The sequence below is a fragment of the Hymenobacter sp. BT559 genome, assembly GCF_016427535.1.
In the GTDB taxonomy this organism is placed as follows: domain Bacteria; phylum Bacteroidota; class Bacteroidia; order Cytophagales; family Hymenobacteraceae; genus Hymenobacter.
The window spans coordinates 281,640-303,504 of the sequence record NZ_JAELXV010000005.1; the positions used below are offsets into that span (position 1 = coordinate 281,640).

General features: G+C 59.6%; 19 protein-coding genes. 10 read left to right on the forward strand and 9 right to left on the reverse strand.

Annotated elements, in window-relative coordinates:
* Positions 1–23 precede the first annotated feature (23 nt).
* Entirely contained in the window at positions 24–797 is a 774-nt protein-coding gene (locus tag JAO77_RS17475) for a 2-phosphosulfolactate phosphatase (protein ID WP_213019421.1), read from the reverse strand.
* A 118-nt stretch (positions 798–915) separates the two neighbouring features.
* Complete coding sequence (gene gcvT / locus JAO77_RS17480) at positions 916–2,028, reverse strand: glycine cleavage system aminomethyltransferase GcvT (protein ID WP_198991692.1); 1,113 nt, start codon at positions 2,026–2,028, stop codon at positions 916–918.
* 172 nt (positions 2,029–2,200) lie between these two features.
* On the opposite strand from gcvT, the gene JAO77_RS17485 reads away from it, so the two are divergent.
* From JAO77_RS17485 to JAO77_RS17495, 3 genes are all read left to right on the forward strand, one after another.
* On the forward strand, positions 2,201–2,572 hold the full coding sequence (locus tag JAO77_RS17485) for a CZB domain-containing protein (RefSeq protein ID WP_198991693.1): 372 nt from the start codon (positions 2,201–2,203) through the stop codon (positions 2,570–2,572).
* 20 nt (positions 2,573–2,592) lie between these two features.
* Positions 2,593–4,161, forward strand: coding sequence for a sensor histidine kinase (locus tag JAO77_RS17490; RefSeq protein ID WP_213019422.1), 1,569 nt, complete (start codon positions 2,593–2,595; stop codon positions 4,159–4,161).
* 84 nt (positions 4,162–4,245) lie between these two features.
* Complete coding sequence (locus JAO77_RS17495) at positions 4,246–4,704, forward strand: response regulator (protein WP_144847331.1); 459 nt, start codon at positions 4,246–4,248, stop codon at positions 4,702–4,704.
* An 82-nt stretch (positions 4,705–4,786) separates the two neighbouring features.
* On the opposite strand, the gene rnhB is transcribed toward JAO77_RS17495, so the two are convergent.
* The 4 genes from rnhB to JAO77_RS17515 all read right to left on the reverse strand — a co-directional run bounded on the left by rnhB (position 4,787) and on the right by JAO77_RS17515 (position 8,081).
* Positions 4,787–5,362 (reverse strand): ribonuclease HII, encoded by a 576-nt coding sequence (gene rnhB / locus JAO77_RS17500; protein ID WP_198991694.1) that lies wholly within the window; start codon positions 5,360–5,362, stop codon positions 4,787–4,789.
* Between the two features lie 130 nt (positions 5,363–5,492).
* A complete protein-coding gene (locus JAO77_RS17505) occupies positions 5,493–7,085 on the reverse strand; it encodes a hypothetical protein (protein ID WP_198991695.1) in 1,593 nt (530 codons plus the stop codon).
* A 99-nt stretch (positions 7,086–7,184) separates the two neighbouring features.
* Positions 7,185–7,595, reverse strand: a complete 411-nt coding sequence (locus tag JAO77_RS17510) for an EVE domain-containing protein (RefSeq protein WP_198991696.1) — start codon at positions 7,593–7,595, stop codon at positions 7,185–7,187.
* 36 nt (positions 7,596–7,631) lie between these two features.
* Entirely contained in the window at positions 7,632–8,081 is a 450-nt protein-coding gene (locus JAO77_RS17515) for a hypothetical protein (protein WP_198991697.1), read from the reverse strand.
* Between the two features lie 141 nt (positions 8,082–8,222).
* Between JAO77_RS17515 and polX the strand changes: the two genes are divergently transcribed.
* From polX to JAO77_RS17530, 3 genes are all read left to right on the forward strand, one after another.
* Positions 8,223–9,938: a DNA polymerase/3'-5' exonuclease PolX gene (gene polX, locus JAO77_RS17520; protein WP_198991698.1), complete on the forward strand. Its 1,716-nt coding sequence runs from the start codon at positions 8,223–8,225 to the stop codon at positions 9,936–9,938.
* A 127-nt stretch (positions 9,939–10,065) separates the two neighbouring features.
* The gene (locus tag JAO77_RS17525; RefSeq protein WP_198991699.1) at positions 10,066–11,046 is read left to right on the forward strand and encodes a glycosyltransferase family 9 protein; all 981 of its coding nucleotides are present in this window, start codon (positions 10,066–10,068) and stop codon (positions 11,044–11,046) included.
* Positions 11,047–11,294: 248 nt separating this feature from the next.
* Positions 11,295–11,630 carry an ASCH/PUA domain-containing protein gene (locus JAO77_RS17530; protein ID WP_198991700.1) on the forward strand — a complete coding sequence of 112 codons (336 nt, stop codon included), beginning with the start codon at positions 11,295–11,297 and terminating at the stop codon, positions 11,628–11,630.
* 36 nt (positions 11,631–11,666) lie between these two features.
* Here the strand turns inward: JAO77_RS17530 and JAO77_RS17535 are convergent, their stop codons facing one another.
* Both JAO77_RS17535 and JAO77_RS17540 read right to left on the reverse strand, forming a co-directional pair.
* A complete protein-coding gene (locus JAO77_RS17535; protein WP_198991701.1) occupies positions 11,667–11,969 on the reverse strand; it encodes a DUF2695 domain-containing protein in 303 nt (100 codons plus the stop codon).
* Positions 11,970–12,006: 37 nt separating this feature from the next.
* Positions 12,007–14,028: an OmpA family protein gene (locus JAO77_RS17540; protein ID WP_235998491.1), complete on the reverse strand. Its 2,022-nt coding sequence runs from the start codon at positions 14,026–14,028 to the stop codon at positions 12,007–12,009.
* A gap of 269 nt (positions 14,029–14,297) precedes the next feature.
* Between JAO77_RS17540 and lon the strand changes: the two genes are divergently transcribed.
* The 4 genes from lon (at position 14,298) to JAO77_RS17560 (ending at position 20,343) form a co-directional block, all read left to right on the forward strand.
* Positions 14,298–16,802: an endopeptidase La gene (lon, locus tag JAO77_RS17545; RefSeq protein WP_198991703.1), complete on the forward strand. Its 2,505-nt coding sequence runs from the start codon at positions 14,298–14,300 to the stop codon at positions 16,800–16,802.
* A 113-nt stretch (positions 16,803–16,915) separates the two neighbouring features.
* Positions 16,916–17,962, forward strand: a complete 1,047-nt coding sequence (gene porQ / locus JAO77_RS17550; RefSeq protein WP_198991704.1) for a type IX secretion system protein PorQ — start codon at positions 16,916–16,918, stop codon at positions 17,960–17,962.
* A gap of 126 nt (positions 17,963–18,088) precedes the next feature.
* Entirely contained in the window at positions 18,089–19,507 is a 1,419-nt protein-coding gene (gene hslU, locus JAO77_RS17555) for an ATP-dependent protease ATPase subunit HslU (protein WP_198991705.1), read from the forward strand.
* Positions 19,508–19,620: 113 nt separating this feature from the next.
* Positions 19,621–20,343 carry an SDR family NAD(P)-dependent oxidoreductase gene (locus JAO77_RS17560; RefSeq protein ID WP_198991706.1) on the forward strand — a complete coding sequence of 241 codons (723 nt, stop codon included), beginning with the start codon at positions 19,621–19,623 and terminating at the stop codon, positions 20,341–20,343.
* A gap of 140 nt (positions 20,344–20,483) precedes the next feature.
* Here the strand turns inward: JAO77_RS17560 and JAO77_RS17565 are convergent, their stop codons facing one another.
* The gene (locus JAO77_RS17565) at positions 20,484–21,845 is read right to left on the reverse strand and encodes a RagB/SusD family nutrient uptake outer membrane protein (protein ID WP_198991707.1); all 1,362 of its coding nucleotides are present in this window, start codon (positions 21,843–21,845) and stop codon (positions 20,484–20,486) included.
* Positions 21,846–21,865: the final 20 nt, after the last annotated feature.

The following is a 21,865-nucleotide window of genomic DNA, read 5'->3' on the forward strand; positions in this document are numbered from 1 at the left end:
CGCCCGCGTTGCCCGGCTTTTCTCTACTGCTCCCTTTCCAGGCTCACTGGTGAGGGAGCAGTTTGTTTTAGGCTGCCTCCTGCATCAATCAGCCGGTTGTCTTGCCACAGCGGCAAGATGTGCGGGTACACGTCGAGCTTCATGCAAAACACGAAGTCGTCGTGGTACTCCAGCGCGTTGAGGCGGCGCACGGCGGCTGATTCTAGCAAGTAGGCGGGCCACTCGGCCTGGGCGTGCTCCCAGAGGTGCAGGGCCGCAATAGCAGCATCCGACCAGGCCACGTCGTAGCCTAGAGGCACGAGGCGGGCGGCTAGCGCCCCGCCAAAAGCCGTGTCTTCGAGGCAGAACTGGCCTTTCCAGCCGGCGCACACTACTACCACGTCGCGCTGCTGCGCCACGATGAAGTCTACGACTGCGCTGAGGTTGAGGAAGGCGCCACATATCACGGCAGCAGCGTCGAGCGAGCGGTGCAGGGCCTTGGTGCCGTTGGTAGTGCTGATGGCCAGCGTGCGCCCCCGCACCGGAAAGTCTTTGTTGAGAAACCCAAACGGCGAGTTACCGAGGTCAAAGCCCTCGGCCGCAATGCCATCGCGCTCGGCGGCCGTGATGCAGCCGTGGTCGCGCCCTAGGGCCGCGCACTCATCGAGCGTAGCTACGGCAAATACCTCGGTCACGCCCTGGTCGAGCGCTGTCACAATGGTGCTCGTGGCACGCAGCACATCCACAATAACGGCCACCTTGCCACGCAGGTCGTAGAGCGGCAGCAGTTCGGGCGAAAAACAAACGTCGAGTTTCATGATAAGGACGCCTTGTCATTGCGAGGAGGAACGACGAATCAAACACACCTAGGAAACCTATTCTGGTGCGTTTGCTTCGTCGTTCCTCCTCGCAATGACAGACAAGTTGGATGTTTTACTATACTTCTTCAGTACCTGGCACCAGGGGCAGCTTGCTTACAGTGGCGGGCAGATTTTTGCCCCGCACCTGCACGAAGATGGGCGTGCCAGCCGCCGCAAACTCTGTCTTGACGTACCCTAGGCCGATGCCGCGGCTGAGCGTGGGCGACTGCCCGCCGCTGGTTACTTCGCCGATGGGCTCGCCTGCGGCGTTTACCAGTGGGTAGTGGCTGCGGGGCAGGCCGCCGGGCCCGTCCATCACAAAGCCTACCAGCTTGCGCGCAACGCCCGCGGCTTTTTGCGCCTTTAGGCTATCGCTATTGGTGAAGTCTTTGGTGAACTTGGTAATCCAGCCTAGGCCAGCTTCGAGGGGCGACGTAGTATCGTCGATGTCGTTGCCGTAGAGGCAGTAGCCCATTTCGAGGCGCAGCGTGTCGCGCGCGCCCAGGCCGATGGGCTTGATGCCGTAGGGCAGGCCAGCGTCCATAATCTGGTTCCAGACGTGGGCGGCGTGCTCGTTGGGCACATACAGCTCGAAGCCGCCGGCGCCGGTATAGCCCGTGGCCGAAATGAGGACGCCCGGCGCGCCAGCAAATGTGCCTTGCACGAAGCTGTAGTACGGAATGGCTCCTAGGTCAACATCGGTGAGCGAAGCCAGCGCGGCCGCAGTTTTGGGCCCTTGCACTGCAAACAGGCTGAGGCGGTCGGACACGTTTTCCATCTCCACGCCTTCGGTGTTGTGCTGCACCAGCCAGTTCCAGTCCTTCTCGATGTTAGAGGCGTTGACTACCAAGAAGTAGTCGTTTTCGGCCAGCATGTACACCAGCAGGTCGTCTACGATGCCGCCCTCGGCGTTGGGCAGGCACGAGTACTGTGCCTTGCCGGGCTGTAGCTTGCTGGCGTCGTTGCTGGTCGTGCGCTGGATGAGGTTGAGGGCCTGCGGGCCGCGCAGCCGAAACTCGCCCATGTGCGACACATCGAAAATGCCCACGCCGCGCCGCACGGTGTGGTGTTCTTCTAGGTCAGATGAGTAGCGCACGGGCATGGCATAGCCCGCGAAGGGTACTATGCGAGCCCCGAGCTGCTGGTGCGTGGCGTGCAGGGCAACTGTTTTGAGCGGCGTGGCTTCCATGAAGGGGGAGCAAATAAAAGTAAGGCGAGAGAATTAGTTGGAAAGCACGCCAGATACGTATAAGAAAATCAACCTCAAGGTTAACCTAGACGATGTGGACTAGCTTTGCTAGCCACGAAAATAGCGGGTCTGGGCTCAACGAGCCGGGCCCGCCCCCATTACGCCGTTCCGCATGAGCCCCGACGCCATTAAGCAAGACTTCGAATCTGCCTTGGTTAAACATTTCTCTTTCAAGGCCAAGCTGCGCTCCTTCTTGTACGGCAACAACAACTCGGAAGGCTTGCTGCGCGACCCCGACAAGTGTAGCCTGGGCCAGTGGATAACCAGCCGGCGCGAGGGGGCCTACGCCCACGTTCCGGAGATGAAAGAGCTTGACCGCCAGCACCGACTCATCCATCAGCAGGCCAATGCACTGATGGATAAATACGTGGCCGGCCAGCGCGACGAAGCCCTGGCCGACTTCAAGAGTGTGCAGGAGCGCGCCGACCACATCACGCAGTTGATGCAAACTATTGAGAGCAAACTGCGTACTGCTGGGGCTTAAAACCGGCCAGCCGGGCTGCTATGAGAATAAACCTGACTACTAAGCTTTTTGCTGGCTTCTTGCTGCTGCTGGGCCTGTTTGCGGCGGTACTGCTGCTCAACTACCAGCTGGCAGGCCAGGTCCTGCGCAACTCGCAGCGCGTGGAGGCGTCGCAGCACGTGTCGGCCGATGGTACTACTCTGCTGCGGAGTATCATCGACATGGAAACGGGCTTTCGGGGCTACCTGCTCATCGGCAACGAGCAGATGCTGGACCCCTACTACAGCGGCGAGCGCGACCTGCTAACGCGCTTCAAGCAGCTAAATGAGCAGCTCGGCAGCGAGCCCGTGCAGCGCCAGCGCCTCGATACCACCCGGCACCTGTTTCAGCAATGGACGGCCTACACGCACATGCTGGTGAGCGAAAAGCGCGCCGCCCGCCTTGCTAATCCGCTGCAGCGCGGCCTCGAAGACATGCCCCACGGCAGCTTGGCAGAAGGTCTGGTAGGCAAGCAGGTCATGGATGCCATCCGGCACCAAATGATGCTTTTCGACGATACCGAAACCGCTAACCGCCAAGCCCAGCGCGAACGGCTGGCCGACAGCATTACGCGGGCGCAGCGTATTTCGGGGTTTGTGGCGGCCCTAGGTTTGGTACTGGGGCTGCTGTGGGCAGTATACTTGGTGCGTCTGCTCAGCCGCCGCCTGCGCAGCATGATACTGCTGGCCCGCCGCCTAGCCGACGGCGACTATAAAACCCAGCTAGTTGACAACGAGCACGATGAGCTCAGCGAGCTCACGGGTGCCCTCAATGGCATGGCGCACACCATCGACCAGAACATCAGCCAGTTGGAGGGCCGCAACCAAGAGCTGGACCAGTTTGCCTACGTGGTGTCGCACGACCTGAAAGCGCCTCTGCGCGGCATCGAAAGCGCCTCGCGCTGGATTGAGGAAGATATGGGCAAGGACAATCTGCCCCCGCATATTCGGGAGTTTCTGGCCCTGATGCGGCAGCGCGTGCACCGCATGGAAAACCTGATAACGGGCATTCTGGCCCTGGCACGGGTGGGCCGCGTGGCCGAAGCCAACGAGCCAGTGTTTGTGCGCCAGCTACTGCGCGAAATCACCGACACGCTGAGCATGCCCCAGGGCTTCAAATTGGAGCTACCCTTCTTCCTGCCCACGCTCGTTACTAACCGCACGCAGCTGCAACAGGTATTTACTAATCTGATTTCCAACGCCATCAAGTACCACGACCACCCTAGCACCGGGCACATCCACATTGGCTGCGACGAGGCATCGGGCGAGTTTTATCGGTTTTCGGTGCAAGACGATGGACCGGGCATTGCGCCCGAGTACCACGAGCGAATTTTTATCATTTTTCAAACGCTGGTCGAGCGCGACGCCCTCGAAAGCACGGGCGTGGGGCTGGCCATAGTTAAGAAAATAGTGGAGCGCCAGGGCGGCCGCATCTGGGTCGAATCGACCGAGGGAGAAGGCGCTACCTTCTATTTTACATGGCCCAAGCAAGTGGTGGCGGCACCTACCCCAGCCGCCCCAACCCTAGGTAGTAGCCCCCAGCGCAAGGCCACGGCAGCGGCGGCTGGCTAGTTTTGCACTATATCTTATTGGTCGGCTTGCGCGTTATCTTCTTATTATTCCTAGCTGTCCTGCTTTTCTCCTGCCCTTCTGTGTATGTCACTCACTGATATTTTTCCTGCTAGTACTACCAGCATCATGCTGGTCGAAGACGACCAAATGGACGTGATGAACGTGCAGCGCGAACTGCGCAAGCAGCACATAGAGGTACCCCTCGTGCACGCCCGCAACGGCCGCGAGGCCCTGAACATGCTGCGCGGCGAAAATGGCGAAGCCAAAATAGCCCGCCCCAGCCTGATGATGCTCGACATCAACATGCCCCGCCTCAATGGCCTAGAGCTGCTCAAAATACTCCGCAACGACCCCGAGTTTCAGGACCTCAACGTGTTCATTATGACCACGTCGGACCTAGATACCGACCGCCTAGGTGCCAAAGACTTAAATGTGAGCGGCTACATTATCAAGCCCCTGACCTTCGACTCATTTGGCGGCGAAGGTGGCGGCACGGTTGACAGCTTCAGCCTGTTTCTGGATTTGCTGAAGATGAAGCAATAGGTTTTAAAACGCAATGCCCAAGGAGCACTGAGCAGACCGCATTACCAGTCTACTTAGTGCTCCTTGGGCATTAATCATTGACCTAGAGGAGCCTAAAACCCAACCGGTGATGAGGCGTGACGCCGTGCGCCCGCAGGGCAGCGCGGTGCGCAGCCGTAGGGTACCCGGCATTCTGGTGCCAGCCGTAGGCCGGAAACTCGGCGGCCAGTTCGTGCATCCGCTCGTCGCGAAAGGTCTTGGCTAGGATGGAAGCCGCGGCAATGCTACGGTACAAGCCATCGCCGCCCACAATGCAAGTGTGGGGCAAGCTGGGGTGCGCCTTAAAGCGGTTGCCATCTACCAGCAGGTGGGTGGCGGGCACGCCTAGGTCGGCTACCGCTCGGTGCATGGCTAGGTAGCTGGCCTGCGCAATATTGAGGGTTTGAATCTCGTCGGGGCTGGCCTCGGCCACGGCCCAGGCAATGGCATTGGCGCAAATATCGGCGCGCAGCACGTCGCGTCGGCGGGCGCTGAGCTGCTTCGAATCATTGAGAAAAGCAGGGTTATAGTCGGGCGGCAGAATAACGGCCGCCGCAAACACGGGCCCGGCCAGGCAGCCGCGCCCGGCTTCGTCGAGGCCGGCCTCGTGGGGCTGGCCGGTGTGCGTGGCAAGTAGCATAGTAGAAATAGCTAGAGGAGCTAACAAAAGACAAAGCTGGAAAGAAGCAGGCGGTTTAGCGGCGGCCTGCTTCTTTCCAGCTTTGTCTTACGCCTGTTTAAGGCACTTGCTCAGCTATTTATCCTCTAGGTCAAAATTCTAAGGTTTGGAGGAAAAAGACCTGGCGCTCGGGCATGCGCTCGCTCTGGATGCGCTGGAAGCCACTGGCCACGTACCGGCGCCCCCCTAGGGGCTGGACATCGGGCTGGCGGGTGTCGAGCACCTTTTCCTTAATGCCTGGGCCCGCCGTGAAGATGGGCACTTTCAGGTCGTTGGGGCCAGTTTCGCCTTGGTTGATGAGCTTGTAGTGCAACTCATTATCTAGCAGGTAAGCCAGCACGAGGCGGCCATCGGGCAGGGTTAAGGTGCGTACGGCCTCTTCAAGCTCGCTGTGCATGAGGTCGCTGCTTACCACGTAAGCATTGTCCCACAAAAGGCTGCCCCGGCGGTCGAAGCCGCATACCAGCACGTGCGTGGTCCGGATACCTAGCAGCGTGCGGCCGGCCACCCCGTACGACTGCGGCATGCTGCCGGGGTTGTTTAGGTACCCTAGGCCCCCAATAGAGCCGCTGGGCCCGTATGAGTTGTAGAGGTAGCGGGGGTAGTACACCTCGGCCACCAGCGTGTAGCCGCCATCGGGCTGCGGCAGCAGCTCGTGCAGCAGCAGGCGGTAGTGCCAGCGCAGGGGAGCCTCCTCGCGCTCGTCGCGGCGGGCCGAGCGGCTGCGCAGGCGCGCCTCCTTGGCGGGATTGAGGTACTCGAAGAAGTGCCGCAGGCGCCGAAAATCATAGAACCGCATGGCCGGGCGCGGGTCGCTGGGGTTGGCGGGCGGGGCGGTAAGGTCGGTGGTGAACAACCCTTGAGCGTACTGCGGGCCACGTAGGCCGTAGGTGCCCGCCAGAAGCCGAGCGCTGGTGTCCTGCGGTGGGCTCAACTGCGCCGTGATGAGGGTGCGCTCGCTTTCAGTCTGCACCATTTCGGAGCGCAGCAGCTGGCCTTGCTCAGCCGACAATTGCTTAAGCATAAGCCGCTGCTTGCGGCCGTTGGTTTGGCTCAATATAAACTCGGCGCGGCCAGCGGGGGCGTCCATCACGCTGGTAAGCTCGGTGGTGAGCGGCTCGTAGAGCGAGGGCAGAAACTGGAAGCGGCCAGTAGCCACTTCGAGCAGCAGCACAGTTTGGTGCAGCTGGTCGGCCAGCGTCACGGTGGCCAGCAGGCGCCCATCTACGGCCCGCATCGACACGAGCTGGCGGTATTGCTTGGTATCGAACTCTTGCGTGTGTACCTGCCCACCGCGAACGTTGTAAGCGGCCACCAACAGGCGGCCCGGCATGATACGCGAACGAAACAGGGCGTATACCACGCCCGGCTCGCTGCTCAACCGCACCAGGTCATACTCGTCTTTTATGGTTACTGCCTGCTCGTGGCGCAGCGCCAAATCGGCGCGGTACTGCGCGAAGTAGTATTGCGGGGGCCCCATTAGCTTGGGCTGGCGGCTGATAAGCAGCACTACGGCCGAGTCGGACGGCAGGCTTTGCACGGCCACCTCATCGGTATCGGGGTCAAGCAATAGCTCGGTACGAGCGGTTTGAACCGGAGCGCCGGGGGGGGACGGGGCTTCGGCTTGCTGCGCCCACGAGGCCAATGACCCCAGGCATAGCAAGAGTGCGCAGAAGTGTTTCATAGCAGTCGAGGTTAACGGTGTGAACAGCCGACCCCTAGGCCGCCTGCCCTCCTTACGAAGATACCTTATTTGATGGCTGTTCGCAACCTCAACCGAGACCTAATTTGCCCCTAATTCGAGCACAATATCAAACTCTTCGGGGCGCACGGGCAGCACCGATAAGCGCGACTGCCGCAGCAGCGCCAGCTGCCCCAGGCGCGCCTCAGCCTTGAGGGCGGCCAGCGGCACTGGGCGGGGTAGCGGGGCATGCGGGCGCAGGTGCACGGCCACCCAGGGGCTGCCGGCCTCGGCTGTGGCATCGGGGGCGGCGGCGGTGTGCACCACGGCCACGCCCACTACGGCTTTTTCGCTTACGCTGTGGTAAAAGAGCACCAAATCGCCGGGCTGCATGGCCTGCAGATTGTTGCGCGCCTGGTAGTTGCGCACGCCCGTCCAGTCGGTGCCCGTTTCGCGCACCAGGTCGGCCCAGGCGTAGGCCTCGGGCTCCGATTTAACCAACCAATAGTTCATGGCCGCAAAGGTCGGCAGCACCGCCCTAGGTCGCACCTAGGGCGTGCGGATAACCTCTACCGCGGGCCGCTCGGCTAGCCGGCGCAGGCGCAGCACACCCTGCTTGTACGAAACCAGTTCTAGCTCGTAGTCGGGCTCGGTGGGCTCTAGGTCGGGCAGGTGCACGAGCAGGCGGCCGGTGCTGGTTTCGGTCCAGGTGCCCTCCTGCGCCAGCAGCCCGCCGCCGGGGGCCACATCGTAGCGCACAAAGCTGCCGGCCGGCCCTAGGCGGAAGCCCGGCCGCCCCCCAGGCCGGTAGCGGAAGCGGTAGGTATTGCGCCGGTACGTGAGCGTGTCGGCACGGCTGGCCTCGGGCACCAGCAGCCACGTGCCATGCAGCCCCGCCAGTGTACCTAGCGGCAGCTGGGCGGGGTGCTGGGGCTGGCAGGCGGCCGGGCCCAGCAGAAAGAAGAAAGCCGCTAGTCGGGCTACTCGAGGGGAAAACATAGGCGTAGATACTACGAGAAGTTGCCTCCGGGCGGCGAGGTGTACTTTTGATTGTGGATGGCGGCGGGGCTTTTGCGTCGGCCGCCGGGCCCGCTCCTGCGTAAGCCCTCCTACCCTTCCGCCCTAACCTGACTCACGCTAGTGGATAACCGCGCCCTCATTCGTGCCTTTAAGCTCACCGCCCAACTGCTGGAGCTGCACGACGAGAACCCGTTCAAAATCAGAGCCTACGACGGCACCGTCACGGCCCTCGAGCAGCTGGAGTTTCCGGTGTCAGAGGTAGACCGCCCTGGCCTGCCCGACCGCACCGGCCTCAGCAAAACCCAGGCCGCTAAAGTAGCCGAGCTGCTCGACACCGGCACCTTTAAGGAGCTGCAAGAGCTGCTCGATAAAACGCCGCCCGGCGTGGTAGAGCTGCTAAATATCAAGGGCATCGGCCCCAAGAAAGTGCGTGCCCTGTGGCGCGACGCCGGCATTGAGGGCCCCGACCAGCTGCGCGAAGCCGCCGAGGCCGGCCAGGTAGCCAAGCTCAAGGGCTTCGGGGCTAAAACGCAAGAGAGCATCTTGGCCGCCCTTGCCTTCACCGACCAAAGCGCGGGCAAGCTGCTGTTTTCGCAAGCCGAGCGCCTAGGGCACGACCTGGCCGAGCGCCTGCGCCAAGTGCCCGGCGTGACTGAGGCCGCCGCTACGGGCGAAGTCCGCCGCGCCCTTGAAATCGTGGAAACAGTAGAAATCCTGGTTGCTACTACCGACCTCGCGGCCATTCATGCCGTGCTCGATGCGGCGCCCGGCCTACGCGCCGAGCCCAGCCGCTCGGGGCCGTGGGCGTGGGTGGGCACCGCCGTAGAGGGCGGCGTGGGCGTGACGGTGCGCTTGGTAGACCCCGCCGACTTTGTTAATCAACTTTTCCTCAGCACGGGCACCGAAGCGCACCTAGGCGCGCCGCTACCCAATGCCACGCCTCCCGCTCCGCGCACATTGCGCCAGTGGGCCAAGCGCGAGCAGTTTGCCAGCGAAGAGGCACTGTATGAGAAAGCTGGCCTGCAATATGTGGTGCCTGAGCTGCGCGAAGGCCTGGGCGAAATCGAGCTGGCAGCTGAGCGCAAAATCCCACAGCTCTTGCAAGACAGTGACTTGCGCGGCTCGCTACACAACCACAGTACTTACTCAGACGGCAACCACACGCTGCGCCAGATGGCCACTTTCCTGCGCGACGCGGGCTACGAGTACCTCGGCATCTGCGACCACTCGCAGGCGGCGCACTACGCCAATGGCCTAGGGCCCGAGCGTGTGCGCCAGCAGCAGCGCGAGATTGACGAGTTGAACCAGGAGCTGGCACCGTTCCGCATTTTCAAAGGTATCGAGGCTGATATTCTGAGCGATGGCAGCTTGGACTATGACACTGAGCTGCGCAACTCGTTCGATTTCATCGTGGCCTCCATTCACTCCAATCTGAAGATGGATGAAGCCCGCGCCACCGAGCGCCTGCTGGCCGCTATTTCTAACCCGCATTGCACCATGCTAGGCCACCCCACCGGTCGGCTGCTGCTGCGCCGCGCCGGCTACCCTATTGATTTTAAGGCCGTCATTGATGCCTGCGCCGAGCACCAGGTCATTATTGAAATCAACGCTAACCCTTGGCGCCTCGACCTTGACTGGCGCTGGGTGCGCTACGCCCTCACCCAGGGCGTACAGCTCAGTATCAACCCCGATGCCCACCACACCGATGGCTACGCCGACATGCGCTACGGCGTGCTGGCTGGCCGCAAAGGCATGCTGACTAAGGAGATGACTTTCAACGCCAAGTCGGCGGATGAAGTAGCCGCGTATTTCGCAGCACGCAAAGCCCGGCGATAAAGAATAAATTGTCATGCAGAGCGCAGCGAAGCATCTCGCGTGGTGCAGTAATCTCCCACGTTCGTAAACGTGAACATGCGAGATGCTTCGCTGCGCTCTGCATGATAGACGCGGTACTGACACACCCATGAAGATTCTCGTCCTCCGCTTTTCCTCCATCGGCGATATCGTGCTCACGACGCCGGTAGTACGGCAGCTCAAAACCCAGGTGCCGGGCGCGCGGGTGCACTTCGCCACCAAGCCTGCCTACCGCAGCTTGCTCGAAGCCAACCCCTACGTAGACCGCACGCACGTGCTGAGCGGCACCCTGGGCGAGCTAGTGCGTGAGTTACGCGCCGAGCAGTTCGACTTCATCGTAGACCTACACAATAACCTACGCACCCGGCTCATTCGCTTGCAGCTGCCGGGTGTGCTGGGGCGCGCCTTCGACAAGCTGAACTGGCAGAAGTGGCTGCTGGTTAACTTCAAAATTGACCGCCTGCCGCCCGTGCACATCGTAGACCGCTACCGGGCGGCGGCCGCCGCGTTTGGCATTCGCGACGATGGAGGCGGGCTCGACTATTTTATTCCGCCTGGCCAGGAGGTAGAGGTCACGGCAGCGTTGCCTTCCGGCTTCCAAGCCGGCAACTACGTGGCGGTGGCCATCGGCGCCCAGCACGCCACCAAGCGCCTGCCCGTTGAAAAACTTATCGAGCTGGTAGCCAAGCTTGCGCCCCGGCCCGTGGTGCTCCTAGGTGGCCCCGAAGACGAAAGCACCGGCCATGTCATTGAGCTGGCTTTTCAACACCCGCATTCGCCCGTGTTTAACGCGTGCGGGCAGTTTTCGCTGCACCAGTCGGCCTCGCTGGTGCAGCAGGCCGACTTTGTGGTGAGCCACGACACGGGGCTAATGCACATTGCGGCGGCCTTTGGCAAAGAAATTTTTAGCGTGTGGGGCAACACCGTGCCGCAGTTCGGTATGTACCCCTACCGCACTAGTTTTCAAGCCCTCGAAGTGCTAGGCTTACCCTGCCGGCCGTGCTCCAAAATAGGCTTTGCCAAGTGCCCGCAGGGGCATTTTAAGTGCATGCGTGACCAGATATTACCCCTGCCGCCGGCACTCGATTAAGGTTGGTTTAGCTGCACATTAGTATCTTTGTGGCTTCGGCTATTTTTCATTAATAGCTCATTCTTAACAATTTCTTCCCTCACTCGCTCTCGTTTTCACCGAACCATCTGCGCAGCCGGGCCGTTTTATAGCTACTCCCACCCCCCTTCCGGCCGCTGGCTTCTTCGCTAGCAGCCGGAAGGGGGTTATGCATTTCACCTAGCCCTAGGTGGTTCTTCTTCTGCAACTACGCTACAACTACATTAATTATGAATACTTATTCTTCTTCGTCGCATCCTGCCAGCGTTGCTGCTCCCCGCCGTACGCACGAGCTAACTATCTGGCCCGATTCCTTTAGTGCCGTAGCCAATGGCTCCAAGCCGTTTGATGTGCGCAAAAACGACCAGAACTTTCAAGTAGGCGACGCCTTGGTGCTGCGCGAACTCAACCCTACTACCCACGAGTACACTGGCCAAACGCTGATTCGGTGGGTAAGCCACGTACTGCCCGGCAATACCTTCGGCGTAGAAGCCGGCTGGTGCGTATTGGGCCTCAGCACGATGGCACCCTTGCCAGCTGGCATCACAGATACCAAACTGTGGTAGAGTAGGCTGTTTGAGTGGCTTGGCTAGCAATAACTGTTATACTAGGCCCTCAAACTTTTCCTCCACATTGACTATCACTTCGCAGTCGCAGTAGCCCCCCACTGTTTCCAACCAAGCCTTGAGGTTTGCGAACGAAACACCGGCTTCTACTGCGAATTGTGCTGTGTGGTATAGTGTATCATCGCATCCCTGTTCGGAAAGCTTACTATCTAAGTATTCGAACAGAGCTTTTAGCTGATTACCAGCTACTGGCATACCATACAGCAAAGAAGCGGCCTGCGCTGTTTTAAGCTGCTGCATAGCCGCTTTTCGGCGTTGTTTCTCTAGGGCACTAGGCATCAGCGAGTTGTTAATTACTAAGAACAATTCGGGCTTCTTACTCTGGCTTAATCAGCCGGAACTCTACCCGGCGGTTGATGCGGGCATCTTCCTCAGTTAGCTCATTTTTAAGGGGTTTGCTGGAGCCGTAGCCGAAGCTCTCGATGCGATTGGGGCCTAGCTTGCCTTTGCGCTCGATGTAGCGGCGAATCTCCTCGGCCCGGTCCTGCGACAGCTTTTCATTTACGTCGGGGTCACCCCGGCCATCGGTGTGCCCAGCAATATTGAGCCTGAAATCGGGGTGGTCTACTAAAAACAGCGTGATACGGTCGAGCGTGGGCTGCATTGCGGGCCGAATGCCCGACTTATTCGCTTCAAATTCAATATTTTTGAAGATGAGCGGCAGCTTATAGTCGATGCTATTAGTGAGCAGCGACATTACCGTGTCACCCTTCAGAGCAAACTGCTTCTCAACGGTAAAGGCGTCGGGGCTCTGAATGAGCATGACGTAGTGCGAACCTTCTATCAGCTCGAAGTTGAAGGAGCCATCTGGGCGCAGGTATTTGCTAGCTACCTCAATACCACTATCTAGGTCGATAATACTGACAATACCCTGCAGCGGCTTGTGGCTTATCGAATCGACCAACGTGCCAGCTACCTCCGTGGTAGCCTGGGGCTGCGCCTCCATGGGCAGCGGAAACGAGTACAGGTCGAGGTTGGCAATGTCTTGCTCCTCAGAGCGGGCGTAGTAGAGATTTTTACTCTGGCTATCAATGGTGAAGTAGTACTCTGACCCTTTGCCGTTTACGAGCGGCCCGATGTTGCGCGGCTCTTGCCAATGGCCGGCCACGCGGTAGGTTTTGTAGATGTCGAAGTCGCCAAAATTGAGTAGTTGCCCCCGCGAACTGAAGTACAGTACTTGGTAAAGCGGGTGAAAGAAGGGGCTCACTTCGCTCTCGCGGGTGTTCACGACCGGGCCCATGTTTTGGGCGCGGCCCCACTGGCCGTTTTTCTGCTTCACAGTGAAGTAGATATCCGACAAGCCGAAGCCACCTAGGCGGTCGGAAGCAAAGTAGAGCGTGTCTTCCTTGGGCGAGAGTGTGGGCTGCGAATCCCAGGCATTGGAGTTTACTAGTGGGCCCAGGCTCTTGGGCACACCCCACTTACCATCTTTGCCCAGCGTGGCGCTGTATAAGTCGCAGTTGCCGTGACAGGTAGCGCACTCGCAACGCGCAAAAAAGATGGTGCGCCCATCGTGCGAGAAGCACGCCGAGCCTTCGTTATCGGGCGAGTTGATGGGCTTGGGCAAGGGCTTGGCCTCTGACCAATAGTTGGGGCCTTCGCGGTGCGACACGTAGAGGTTTTCGTCGGGCTGCGGATGCACGCCGCGTCGTGCCAGGCGCTTAGACGAGAACAGCAGCACCGAATCGCCAGCGCCCAGGGTTGGGCCGTAGTCAGGAAACTTCGAATTGATGCCGTCACCCATGTTAGTGTACACGTTTTTGGGCGGATGAAACGTGTTCACACTTTTGCGATACTCCACCACGTCGTAATACACCTTGAGCGGCACGTAGAGGTCCGCGTTTTTCTGCTCCAGTGAGTCGTAGTAGAGCTGCACCCGCTTAATATCGGTGCGGTGGTGCTTGAGCGCCAGGCGGAAATACGCCTTGGCTACTTCCTGCTGGGTAGAATCGCGCTGCAAAAGCTGCCCTAGGTGCCACAGCAAGTCGGTATTGCGGTAGAAGTTCTCGATGCCAAACTGCGCCACGTACTTGGTGAGTAGCGTCCGCGCTTCGGCGTAGTGCCGCCGCCGCTCGGCCCGCTGAATGGCCCGCAGCGCTTTCTTATCCTCGTAAAAGGCTATCCTGTTAACATTTACAAAAGTGGGGGTGCCATCGGGGCGCACGCGCAGGCGGCGGCTACTGAGGCGGCCTGGCAGCGCCCGCTGCTGGTAGGCCGGGCGGACTGCTGGTGTTCGCGTAGCTGGGCTGGCTACGGGCGCGGGCTTGGCCTTGGGGGCGCGCGGGCGCGGCTGGGCATTGGCTGTAGTGCCTAGGCCCAGAAGCAGCCACGCTGCCAAAACCCACCGTAAAGAATAGTAATAAACCGATAGGCTACGCATATTAAACTACTTGATAAGCAGAACTAAGGTGCAAGTTCATACATAGCCGCCATTTATGCCGTACACCGCCCTTAAACTGCCCCTAGGTACGCCGCTTTGGCGGCTCTAGGAGGCTGGCACGCCCCTTGAACCCGTATTGTCCATGCGCCGCCTTACCTTAGGCGCGGGCTCGTGGCTGCCACTCTGGCAGCTAGTTGGCCGCCTAGCGGCGCCTTTACCTTCTGCTGATGACCATTGCTACTTCCCGCCCCAGTTTATCGCTAGCTGGGGGCTCCGACTCGGCTCCGGAAGCCATTGCCATTATGGCGGCTGACCCCGACCATCTTATCTCGGCCAACGATGCGCCGGCAGTGCTGGCACTGCTGCCCGTGCGCAATACCGTGTTGTTTCCGGGCGTGGTGCTGCCCGTGACGGTGACCCGCAAGAAAAGCATTCGGCTAGTGCGCAAGCTGGCGGCTAAGAATGAAAAGTTAGTAGGTGTGGTGGCCCAGCGCAACCCCGAAGCCGACGAGCCGGGCCTAGAGGACCTCTACCCGGTGGGCACGTTGGCCCGCATTCTGAAGCTGATAGACCAGCCCGATGGGCAGGTAACCATCATCATTCAGGGGCAACTGCGTTTTCAAATTACGGAGCAGGTCACGTTCACGCCCCAGCTTACAGCGCGTGTCACATACTTCGAGGAGCGGGCGCTGAACGCTGACAAAGACGGCGAGCTAGTGCTGCTACAAAGCCTGCGCGAAGCCGCGAGCAAGGTACTGGAGCTCACGCCCGAAATTCCGAACGAGGCACGGGCCATGCTGGATGGTATTCAGTCGCCGGCCTTCCTCATTCACTTTTTGTCGTCGAACGTGCAGCTCGACCTGCCCGCCAAGCAGCAGCTTCTGGAGTTGGCTGACCCCGAGGCGCAGGCCGGCCAGCTGCTCGAAGCCCTGCTGCGGCAGATTGAGCTGCTCGAAATCAAGAACGACATTCGCACCAAGGTGCACACGGGTATTGATGCGCAGCAGCGCGAGTACTTTCTGCGCCAGCAGCTCAAAACGCTGCAAGACGAGCTAGGGCAAGGCGAGAGCGCCGAGCAGGACGTAGCCGACTTGAAAACCCGCGCCAAAGCCAAAAACTGGCCCGAAAACGTGGCCAAGCATTTCGACAAGGAAGTGAGCAAGCTGGCGCGCATCAACCAAATGTCGCCTGACTATCCGGTGACGCTCAACTACGTCGAGTTTTTGCTCGACCTGCCGTGGGGCGAGTACACCAAGGATAAGTTTAACCTCAAGAACACCAAGAAAATACTTGATGCCGACCACTTTGGCCTCGAAAAGGTAAAGGAGCGCATCCTGGAATACCTGGCGGTGCTGAAGCTGAAGCAGGACCTGAAGGCACCAATTTTGTGCCTCTACGGCCCGCCCGGCGTGGGCAAAACCAGCCTAGGGCGCAGTATAGCCACGGCCCTGGGCCGCAAGTACGTGCGCATGAGCCTAGGTGGCGTGCGCGACGAAGCCGAGATACGGGGCCACCGCAAGACCTACGTGGGCGCCATGCCGGGGCGCATCATTTCGCAGATTAAGAAGGCGGGTGCAAGCAACCCGGTTATTATTCTGGATGAGATAGATAAGGTGAGCAGTGACTTCCGCGGCGACCCTAGCTCGGCGCTGCTGGAGGTACTGGACCCTGAGCAAAACTCGACCTTCACCGACAACTACCTGGAGGTGGAGTATGACCTGAGCAAGGTGTTGTTCATCGCGACGGCCAACTCGCTAGAAACCATTCAGCCCGCGCTGCGCGACCGGATGGAGATTATCGACCTGACCGGCTACACGCAGGAGGAAAAGACTCAGATTGCGAAGAAACACCTCTGGCCCAAGCAGCTGCGTGAGCACGGCCTAGGGGAGCAAGAAGTAAAAATAACCGACCAAGCGCTGCACCGCGTGGCCGACGACTATACCCGCGAGAGCGGCGTGCGCAACCTCGACCGGCAGCTGGCGGCCCTCACTCGCAACTTGGCCCGCCGCAAGGCTGGCAAAGAAACCCTGCCGGGTGTACTGGAGCCGCAGGACGTGCTTAAAATCTTGGGGGCGCCGCGCTTCGACCGTGACCTTTACCAGGAAGCCGATACGGCGGGCGTAGTAACGGGCCTGGCCTGGACGAGCGTAGGCGGCGATATTCTCTTCGTAGAGAGCCTCCTAAGCCGTGGCCGCGGCAAGCTCACGCTCAGCGGTCAGCTTGGCGATGTGATGAAGGAATCGGCCATTACGGCCCTCTCCTACCTGCGTGCCCGCGCCGATGAGCTAGGTATCGATTACCGCTTGTTTGAGCAATACGACCTGCACATCCACTTCCCCGAGGGCGGCATCCCGAAGGATGGGCCGAGCGCGGGTATCGCCATTTTTACCAGCATCGCCTCGGCTTACACCCAGCGCCGCGTGCGCCCGCACCTCGCCATGACCGGCGAGATAACCCTACGCGGACGGGTGCTGCCAGTGGGCGGCATCAAGGAGAAGCTATTGGCCGCCCGCCGCGCCGGCGTGCGCGACGTGATACTGTCGCCTAAAAACCGCAAGGACGTGGAGGAAATCACGGCTGATTACCTCAAAGGCCTAACTATTCACTACGCCGAGCGGGTCGACGACGTGTTGCAGGTAGCCTTGCTCCAAGAGAAGGTAGCTCGCCCGCAGTCATTGCCCGTGCGCGACGAAGCCCCTGCCCCAACGGGCCCCAGCGTGGAAGTACAGTAAACGCAGCTTGGATTTGAACCCTAAGGTGAAGGCAGCGAGCACTACAAGCGTGCTTGTTGCCTTCACCTTGGGGTTATCAAATTCAAGCTAGTTGGCCCCGTAACTTTAGCCTCATGAAGCACCTCTTCGCGCGCTGGTTCGTCGTCCTCTTCGGGAGCCTAGGGGCGCACGCCGCGCAGGCGCAAGTTGGTGGGCGCACAGCCTTTCCTTTTCTAAGCCTACCGCCTTCGGCGCAGCTAGCTGCCAGCGGAGGCATGAACGCTTCGGCTCGTAGCAGCGACCCTACGCAGCTCTTTGGCAGCCCAGCCCTGCTAAACAAAGAGATGGACCAGGTAGCGGCTATTAGCTACGTGGCCTACGTGGGCAGCATCAAGCAGAGCACGGCCGCCTACGCGTTCAACACCGAGAAGCGTGGGCGTTTCGGACTTGGCTTCACCTACCTGAATTACGGCGATATTCCGAGCTTCGATGCGGCTGGCAACTCCCTAGGTACCGTTGGGGTCAATGAATACGCTTTTACCGGGGCCGACTCGTACACCAAGGGCAAGTTCACCTTCGGGCTGGCGGCCAAGCTGGCCGTATCGAGCCTGGCTACCAACCGAGCCGTAGCCCTGGCCGGCGATGTCGGCGTGCTGTATAAGCCCAACGAGCAAGACTTTACGGTGGGAATAGTGGTAAAAAATGCTGGCTATATGCTAAAGCCCTACATAGCCAGCAGCCGCGAGCCGCTGCCGCTCGATGTGCAACTGGGCACCACCATTAAGCCCGAGCACATGCCGCTGCGTTTTACGCTTACGGCCCACCACCTGCAGCAGTGGAATATTCAGTACCTCGACCCGAACGCGCCGGGTACAACTACGGCGGGCGGCGACACGGTGCGCGCCAGCCGCAACTTTGGCGACAACCTGGCCCGGCACTTCACGGTGGGCGCTGAGCTGCTCCTAGGTACCGGTTTTCGGGCGCGGGTAGGCTACAACCACTTGCAGGCCCGCGAGCTACGCCTTGACAACACGAGCGGCGCCGCGGGCTTTAGCTTCGGTTTTTTGTTGCGCATCAGTCAGTTTCAGCTCGACTATACCCATGCTACCCTGCAAGCGGCGGGGTCGAGCAATTACTTCACTCTCAGCCGCAGCTTGAATAACCTGTTTAAAAAAAACTAGTAAAACTTTGTCATGCGGCGCCCGCACAGCATCTTCTTGGGCCAGCAGCTGTTTAGAAGTATTGCTTCCTGACAGCCCGGCCCAAATACCCCACCTAGGTCGCGCCGCCTGAACTACCAGACCCGAATGCTCAACGACACCTTTCTTACCCCGGCCCAGATTGTGGCCGAGCTCGACAAGTACATCATCGGCCAGCACGAGGCCAAGCGCCACGTGGCCATTGCGCTGCGCAACCGCTGGCGCCGCCTGCACGCCCCGGCCGACATGCAGCAGGAGATTGTACCGAATAATATCTTGATGATTGGGGCTACCGGCGTGGGCAAAACCGAGATTGCTCGCCGCCTAGCCCACCTCGCCGATGCGCCCTTTGTGAAGGTAGAGGCCAGTAAATTTACCGAAGTCGGCTACGTGGGCCGCGATGTGGAGAGCATGGTGCGCGACCTGGCCGAGCAGTCGGTAAGCCGCCTGCGCCAGCGCCGCCAGGAGGAAGTGAAGGTCCAGGCCCAGCAGGCGGTAGAGGATATTATCCTCGACGCCCTCATTCCGCCCATGAAAGCCCCGGCTAATGGTAATGGGGGCAGCTTAGGCTTCGGCATCAGCGGTGAGAGCATCGCGGCCGATGCTGTGCCAACCTCTGACCAAGAGTTGAACGAGCGCACTCGCGAGCGCTTTCGCCAGAAAATCCGCAACGGCGAGCTTGAGGACCGCCGCATTGAAATCAATGTAGCACAGTCGGGCCCCAGCGTAGGTATCATGGGCGCACCGGGCATGATGGACGAGGCCACCATGTCGGGCCTGCAAGACATGCTAGGCAGCATGATGCCAAAGAAATCGCGCAAGCGCAAAGTGAGCGTGGCCGAAGCCCGCAAGCTGCTGCTCGATGAAGAAGCCGCTAAGCTTGTGGATATGGACGAGGTAAAGGAAGAGGCCATCCGCCAGGCCGAGAACTCGGGCATCATCTTCATCGATGAAATCGATAAGGTGGCCACCAGTGGCAGCGGTAAGAGCGGCGGTCCCGACGTAAGCCGCCAGGGCGTGCAGCGCGACCTGCTACCCATCGTGGAAGGTTCGGCCGTCAATACCAAGTACGGTGTGGTCAACACCGACCACATTCTATTTATCGCCGCGGGTGCTTTCCACGTGAGCAAGCCCAGCGACCTCATTCCCGAGCTACAGGGCCGCTTCCCCATTCGCGTCGAGCTCCAAAGCCTGACCAAGGATGACTTCTACCGCATTCTGAAGGACCCAAAAAACGCGCTTACCAAACAGTACCAAGCCCTACTAGCGGCGGAGGACGTGCAGTTGGACTTCGACGATGCAGCGTTGTCGCGCCTGGCCGAAATCGCGTTTGAAGTCAACTCGGAGGTAGAAAACATTGGGGCTCGCCGCTTGCACACGGTCATGAGCCGACTGCTGAACGACTTGCTCTTTGACGTGCCCGACCAACTGCCCGCTGGCACCCACCTCACCGTGACGCCCCAGTTGGTAGAAGAGCGCCTGCGCGACATGGTGAAAAACCGCGATTTGAGCCAGTATATTTTGTGAGTAAAACGGGCCAAACTGCCACCTAGGGCAGCCTAAGCCAACGGAGCCGGTAGTCAGCACGTAGCTAGCTGACTACCGGCTCTTGTCTTTAGGGCCCCTGTTCACTCCCGCTTATGCACTACTACCTCATCACAGGCGCCAGCCAGGGTCTGGGCCGCGCACTCGCCGAAGCCATTCTCCAGCGCCCCGATACGCAGGTGCTCGGCATCTCGCGCCACGCCACCATCGAGCACGCGCGCTACCAGCACCAGCCGCTCGACCTTTCGGATATCGAAGCCGTGGAGCACAACCTAGGAAAGATTTTTGGACCGCGGCCCGATGCGCAGAGCCTCACGCTCATCAACAACGCGGGCACGCTGGGCGAAATCGGCTACGTAGGCGAGTTACCCAATGAGCATTTCCAGTTCGTGTTCGACCTGAATGTGGTGGCGCCCGCCATGCTCATGAACACCTTTCTGAGCACTTACGGCGCCTTAGGCAGCATCCCACGCACCGTACTCAACATCAGCAGTGGCGCCGCCCAACGCCCCGTCGATGGCTGGGGGGCTTACTGTGCCTCGAAGGCGGCGCTGAATGCGCTGTCCGAAACAGCCCAGAAAGAGCAAGACCTGCGCGGCTCCGGCGTGCGCGTGTGGGCCTTAGCTCCCGGTGTGGTCGATACGGATATGCAAGCGCACATCCGCACGGCAGCAGCAGGACAATTCAGTGAACATGAGAAGTTCGCAGGACTTCACGCCGAAGGGCAGCTGCGCAGTTCGGATGAAGTGGCTAAAGACATATTGGAGTGGCTGGCTGAGCCTAGACAGCCCGGGACCTCGGTGCTCACACGTATATAGCAGCACATATTACTACTATTCTAGGGACAGGTACAACGTAAAACCCAGCAAAAAGCCCCACCGGAGAATCCGAGTGGGGCTTTTGATTATTCTCTAGCTCCTGTCAATAAGAAGCGAGAGTAGCTACACCGAAATATTGATTAATAGCCGGGGTTTTGCGTAATAACTAACCCGTTGGTGAGCTGCACTTCGCGCAGTGGAAGCGGGAAAAGATTGCGATAAAGCTCTTGGTAAGTAGGGCGAGCTATCTGCACTGTATTGGTCCGCCGCAGGTCGTACCAATACATGCCCTCATACGCAAACTCCAAGCGGCGCTGCAGCAGGATATCAGTCACTAAACCGGCTGCCGTGGTAGCCGTAGTATTAGCCAGACCAGCGCGCGAGCGGATAATGTTTAGGTTAGTGGTAGCTGTAGCTATGTCACCGGTTTGAGCGGCAGCTTCTGCAATAGTCAGGACTACTTCGGCGTAGCGCACAGCGTTGAAGGGGTCATCACGGTTCGCAGTTTGCGTGTATTTAGCCGTGGTGCTGCTCGTTAACACATTGATGGCGAGACGGCGGTCACCAGTGGGGTGCGCGGCAGAAATAGCCGTACCTGGGTCGAACTCATCACGGCCGCCCGGCGAAGGGTACCAGTAGAAAGCGTACTGGCTCTGGTCGGTGTTATTGAAAGCCAGCTGCCAGAGCACATCGGTTGCAGCGCTGCCAGCACCAATGGTAGCGCTGCTAAAGTTGGCTACTACAGGCACCTGCTGGGCAAACTTCAATGCATCAGCGTACTGACGCATACGCAGTTCAAAGCGAGCCCGTAGTGCCAGTGCGGCTGATTTTGTGATTCGAGTACCCGAACCTACGGCCAAGTTTGCAATAGCATAGTCTAAGTCGGCGCGGATAGCTTCAGCCACAGCTGCCTCAGTAGCCCGCGGAATAGCCTCCGTTTCGGTACCTATAGATGTGGTTGGCGTTAGACGCAGGGGCACCCCTAGGCCATTGGGATAGCCGTAGCCTTGGGGCGTGCCACCCCACAGGGCCAACAGATTCATGTAGTGGAACGCGCGCAAAGCGCGGGCTTGTGCGATAGTAGACTGCTTCGCAAACGCAGGGTCATTAATCAATTCGCTCTGCTGAATCAGGTAGTTAGCGCGATTGATACCTACGTAGATGGCATTCCAAGTATTGCTAATCTGAGTATTATCAGGCGAAGCCAAGTTCTGTGCAATCACTCCATAGGTGGTAGTGAAGGTGCCACGAAATGAGATATCACCCGAAATCAAGTCAGAAATGGTAGGAAAGGCCAGGCCTGCATAATCAGAAGATTGCACAGCGTCGTAGGCACCTAGCAGGCCAGCAGCGGCATCTTCCTTTGTAGTGAAGCCAGTGTCAGAACTAACGCTGTTGGATGGCTCCACATTAATAGCCTTTTCGCATGAGCCCGCAGTCAAGCCCAGTGTCAGGAGCAAGGCCGAGCGAGTAGCAAGTTGGCGAATGGTGAATAGGTTCATATCTAGTATAAGGTCAGAGT

What these genes read in the sequence shown, in the direction of transcription:
- porQ (WP_198991704.1), top strand. Translation starts at nt 16,916, where the DNA reads ATGAAGCACCTCTTCGCGCGCTGGTTCGTCGTCCTCTTCGGGAGCCTA.
- JAO77_RS17485 (WP_198991693.1), top strand. Translation starts at nt 2,201, where the DNA reads ATGAGCCCCGACGCCATTAAGCAAGACTTCGAATCTGCCTTGGTTAAA.
- JAO77_RS17510 (WP_198991696.1), bottom strand. Translation starts at nt 7,595, where the DNA reads ATGAACTATTGGTTGGTTAAATCGGAGCCCGAGGCCTACGCCTGGGCC.
- JAO77_RS17495 (WP_144847331.1), top strand. Translation starts at nt 4,246, where the DNA reads ATGTCACTCACTGATATTTTTCCTGCTAGTACTACCAGCATCATGCTG.
- JAO77_RS17515 (WP_198991697.1), bottom strand. Translation starts at nt 8,081, where the DNA reads ATGTTTTCCCCTCGAGTAGCCCGACTAGCGGCTTTCTTCTTTCTGCTG.
- JAO77_RS17505 (WP_198991695.1), bottom strand. Translation starts at nt 7,085, where the DNA reads ATGAAACACTTCTGCGCACTCTTGCTATGCCTGGGGTCATTGGCCTCG.
- JAO77_RS17525 (WP_198991699.1), top strand. Translation starts at nt 10,066, where the DNA reads ATGAAGATTCTCGTCCTCCGCTTTTCCTCCATCGGCGATATCGTGCTC.
- JAO77_RS17530 (WP_198991700.1), top strand. Translation starts at nt 11,295, where the DNA reads ATGAATACTTATTCTTCTTCGTCGCATCCTGCCAGCGTTGCTGCTCCC.
- JAO77_RS17535 (WP_198991701.1), bottom strand. Translation starts at nt 11,969, where the DNA reads ATGCCTAGTGCCCTAGAGAAACAACGCCGAAAAGCGGCTATGCAGCAG.
- JAO77_RS17565 (WP_198991707.1), bottom strand. Translation starts at nt 21,845, where the DNA reads ATGAACCTATTCACCATTCGCCAACTTGCTACTCGCTCGGCCTTGCTC.
- JAO77_RS17560 (WP_198991706.1), top strand. Translation starts at nt 19,621, where the DNA reads ATGCACTACTACCTCATCACAGGCGCCAGCCAGGGTCTGGGCCGCGCA.
- JAO77_RS17490 (WP_213019422.1), top strand. Translation starts at nt 2,593, where the DNA reads ATGAGAATAAACCTGACTACTAAGCTTTTTGCTGGCTTCTTGCTGCTG.
- gcvT (WP_198991692.1), bottom strand. Translation starts at nt 2,028, where the DNA reads ATGGAAGCCACGCCGCTCAAAACAGTTGCCCTGCACGCCACGCACCAG.
- hslU (WP_198991705.1), top strand. Translation starts at nt 18,089, where the DNA reads ATGCTCAACGACACCTTTCTTACCCCGGCCCAGATTGTGGCCGAGCTC.
- rnhB (WP_198991694.1), bottom strand. Translation starts at nt 5,362, where the DNA reads ATGCTACTTGCCACGCACACCGGCCAGCCCCACGAGGCCGGCCTCGAC.
- lon (WP_198991703.1), top strand. Translation starts at nt 14,298, where the DNA reads ATGACCATTGCTACTTCCCGCCCCAGTTTATCGCTAGCTGGGGGCTCC.
- JAO77_RS17475 (WP_213019421.1), bottom strand. Translation starts at nt 797, where the DNA reads ATGAAACTCGACGTTTGTTTTTCGCCCGAACTGCTGCCGCTCTACGAC.